Below are 3038 nucleotides of genomic sequence, written 5' to 3' on the forward strand. Positions count from 1 at the left end.
CTGTTCTCGGTTTTCATCTTGTAGGGATTCTTGCTTTTTCCCTATCTACCCAGATATTTTTCTTTTTGGCAACCCTTGTCTTGTCAGGTTTTGACCCACTTGTGTCCGTCAGTCAGAGTTCGAGGTTTTTCTTTTGCCTTTAGTGATACTGATATACAAGTTATCGAAACCTACGATAAAACAATTCCCTTGATGAATCTTGATGAAAGAGAAATCAAAGATATTATTTTTAATCTCTTATCCAATGCGGAAAAAGCCATCCAAAAAGCTGAACGCAAAAAGGGAGAGATCACGATTAGGACCAGTATTGATACTTTAGAGGGAATTCAATATATTAAAATCATGGTAGCAGATAATGGCATTGGCATTGCCAAGGACATTCAGGATAAAATCTTCACCAGAGGATTTACCACTCGCGCCAAAGAAGGGGGTACAGGATTAGGTTTATATGTTGTCCATGAGATTATTAAAAGTTATGGAGGAAAAATTTACTTTGACTCTAGCGTCAAGGGAACTAAATTTTATGTGAGAATTCCTCTCAAACGCTATAAAATTTAGAAAATAACGAAACATTTAAATTTAACTATTTTGCCAAATCAAATAAGGAGAAATACCATGACTGTGTGTGATGACATTTTACTCAAACAAGAAATTGTGGTTATGGAAGATGATCTCTTCCTACAACAAGCTATCAAAGAAGCGATCAAAAAAAATCTGCCCTGGGAAATAAGAATAGTCGGAAGTGAAAAAGAAGCAATATCCTTAATTCAGCAGCAGGAAGCGGGTTATTACATTCTTGATGTCCACATGGGAAGCAATCGGGAACAGGAGGGATTGGATGCCTTAGAAAAAATCAAAGGCATTAACAGTCAAGCGTTTGTTTCGATTCTTTCTGCTTATCCTAATAACCGAAGACTAGCAGAAAACCTAGACGTTGATATTTTTATCGATAAGACTCCTAATATACAGGAAGATATTCGCAGTAAACTTATACCAAAAATGCTACAGTATCGGCTTAATTGTCTGCAAGCATCAGAAGCAGAAACCCGTCTCCATCTAGAGAAAATTTATTATGATTCAGATGTAAATATTATTGCTTACGAAAGACTGAAATCAGAGCCAGCATGGTTAAAAGAAAATGAAGGACAATATGTCGCTTTTGTTGATGGGGAATTTGTCGGTAGTTGCCAAAATAAGCAGGAGTTACTACAACAGCTTCGAGAGAAATATCCTGAAAAGTCAAGGTTCTTTAAGAAAGTTGACAAAGAAGATAGAATTATAGACATTCCCTACTTTGATATTGTTGAATAGACTTTAGAGAAATCTTTTATTATCCATCTAACGGAGTTTAATTCATGTACACAGATCGATATGAGAATATTCAAGGGTCTACTTATACACCAAGACCAAAAGCTTATCTAAAAGTTGTCAATCCTTCCTCCTCATCCCGTTATGGTGAAGTTGAAGCAATTGTGGATAGTGGGGCAACAATGACTTGCATTCCTGAATCAATAATTGCCAGACTTGGATATTTAGAGTACAGCCATCAAAAGGTGAGAGATGCTAATAATAACGTCGTCCTAAGAGAATCATATATTCTCAATATCACCATCGGCAATTATACATTTAATGATCTGGAAGTAATCGGATTTTCAAAATCTTATGCCCTGCTCGGTTGCGATATACTTAATCAGAGTAAAATCATGCTTGATGCACCTAACAATCGATGGATTTATAACTGTCCGGGACAATGTTTAGAATCAGATGGAACCACTGTAGATGCAACTCCATGAATAAAATCAAGAGATTTTTAAATAGGTTTTTAAAATTTGCTTTTTTGGGTAAAATTCCGTCTACTAGACCCATTGTTGATATTGATGAATCCTTTCTGGAACCTACCAATCAGATCAATACAAATGCCGACGAATCCAGTCAAGATCAGATTAAAAATCAGTTAATCATCAAAATTAATTGGCTTTTAATGATAGTTTGTGCTGTTTCCTTTGGATTTATCATTATTTATCCTTTAATCTATCCTGATAAAGCCGTTCCTGATATTATCCAAAATGCTTTCTTTACTACCTTAGGATGGTTTGGCGGTGTCTTAGGAGCCTTTTTTCAAGTAGAGCAAAATAAATAACTAATTTTCAAACTAAATCCTATCGGAGGAGAAGCGAGAGAAAAAATCTATTGAATCGGTGGAAAACTGTGGCAGCTTTGAGCCAAGTCACCCGGTCAATCCACATAAATTATCAGAGATTCGGGAATCTAATCTCGGATTGATTGTCTTTCTGCGTCGAGATTTCTTGAGATATACAATTACACAAAACTCGCAACAATTTGAAAGCTTATATGGTAATTATGATCTATCTTGGAATCTAGAATCGTTTCTTAAACTTTCCTATTGGCTCTGCATACAATCATCGGTTATTAATGCTAACCCTCAAGATTTATTCGATTGTTCAATTGAAGATTTAAAAGAAAAACTAGAACGACTTTGGGGCAAAAAATTAGGAGCAGATAATGCAAGGGAAGCTAAGTCAGACAATTGGATTTTTGCAGCTTTAACCGATTTTAATGGAAGACTACAAGCGCGGGATATTGTGAGATTTTTGTACCATGCTGCTAATATTACTGTAGAAAAAAAAGAAGAAATACAATTTACTAAATGGTCGAATACTAGACTGTTACCTCCCCAAGCGATTCGACGAGCGCTTAAACCCTGTAGTGAAGAAAAAGTTGACGAGTCTAAGGAAGAATATCCTATATTTAAAAGCTGGGCAGAAAGTTTACCTCAATATAGTGATAGAAAAATTCCTTTTTCTCTAGAACAGTTTAATCTGGATGGCACTCAAGTCAATGTTCTTGAGCAAATGGGAGTAATTTATGAGGACAAGGATAAAGAAGATGCAGTTCGTTATTATAGCAATTCTCTGACTTATGAGGTACAGTAGCAACAGTGAGTAAACCAATTGCGAATATCTTTTTGAGTAACTTCTAACATAGCCAATTCAATCCCTTCTATTAAGTCTTTGTAA

The 3038-nt window shown here is 35.5% G+C and carries 5 protein-coding genes and 1 pseudogene; 5 read left to right on the forward strand and 1 reads right to left on the reverse strand.

Translation table 11 applies throughout. The annotated features are described in order from the left end of the window. The first annotated feature begins 75 nt into the window (after window positions 1-75). From EWV68_RS09480 to EWV68_RS09500, 5 genes are read left to right on the forward strand one after another with little or no spacing between them, the layout of a single operon-like run. The gene (locus EWV68_RS09480) at window positions 76-558 is read left to right on the forward strand and encodes an ATP-binding protein (protein WP_287169601.1); all 483 of its coding nucleotides are present in this window, start codon (window positions 76-78) and stop codon (window positions 556-558) included. 57 nt (window positions 559-615) lie between these two features. Beyond that, window positions 616-1311 carry a response regulator gene (locus tag EWV68_RS09485; RefSeq protein ID WP_002798630.1) on the forward strand — a complete coding sequence of 232 codons (696 nt, stop codon included), beginning with the start codon at window positions 616-618 and terminating at the stop codon, window positions 1309-1311. 44 nt (window positions 1312-1355) lie between these two features. Further along, window positions 1356-1793 (forward strand): retropepsin-like aspartic protease, encoded by a 438-nt coding sequence (locus tag EWV68_RS09490; RefSeq protein WP_287169603.1) that lies wholly within the window; start codon window positions 1356-1358, stop codon window positions 1791-1793. Further along, on the forward strand, window positions 1790-2140 hold the full coding sequence (locus EWV68_RS09495) for a hypothetical protein (protein WP_104395910.1): 351 nt from the start codon (window positions 1790-1792) through the stop codon (window positions 2138-2140). Before EWV68_RS09490 ends, EWV68_RS09495 begins: the two co-directional genes overlap by 4 nt. 58 nt (window positions 2141-2198) lie before the next feature. After that, the gene (locus EWV68_RS09500; protein WP_287169604.1) at window positions 2199-2954 is read left to right on the forward strand and encodes a hypothetical protein; all 756 of its coding nucleotides are present in this window, start codon (window positions 2199-2201) and stop codon (window positions 2952-2954) included. Here the strand turns inward: EWV68_RS09500 and EWV68_RS09505 are convergent. Continuing rightward, window positions 2939-3038: pseudogene (locus EWV68_RS09505) on the reverse strand (IS630-like element ISMae26 family transposase); the annotation flags it as partial. The gene EWV68_RS09500 and the pseudogene EWV68_RS09505 overlap by 16 nt on opposite strands.

It is taken from the genome of Microcystis sp. M_QC_C_20170808_M9Col, from assembly GCF_007095495.1.
Classification (GTDB): domain Bacteria; phylum Cyanobacteriota; class Cyanobacteriia; order Cyanobacteriales; family Microcystaceae; genus Microcystis; species Microcystis aeruginosa.

What these genes read in the sequence shown, in the direction of transcription:
- EWV68_RS09485 (WP_002798630.1), top strand. Translation starts at nt 616, where the DNA reads ATGACTGTGTGTGATGACATTTTACTCAAACAAGAAATTGTGGTTATG.
- EWV68_RS09495 (WP_104395910.1), top strand. Translation starts at nt 1,790, where the DNA reads ATGAATAAAATCAAGAGATTTTTAAATAGGTTTTTAAAATTTGCTTTT.
- EWV68_RS09490 (WP_287169603.1), top strand. Translation starts at nt 1,356, where the DNA reads ATGTACACAGATCGATATGAGAATATTCAAGGGTCTACTTATACACCA.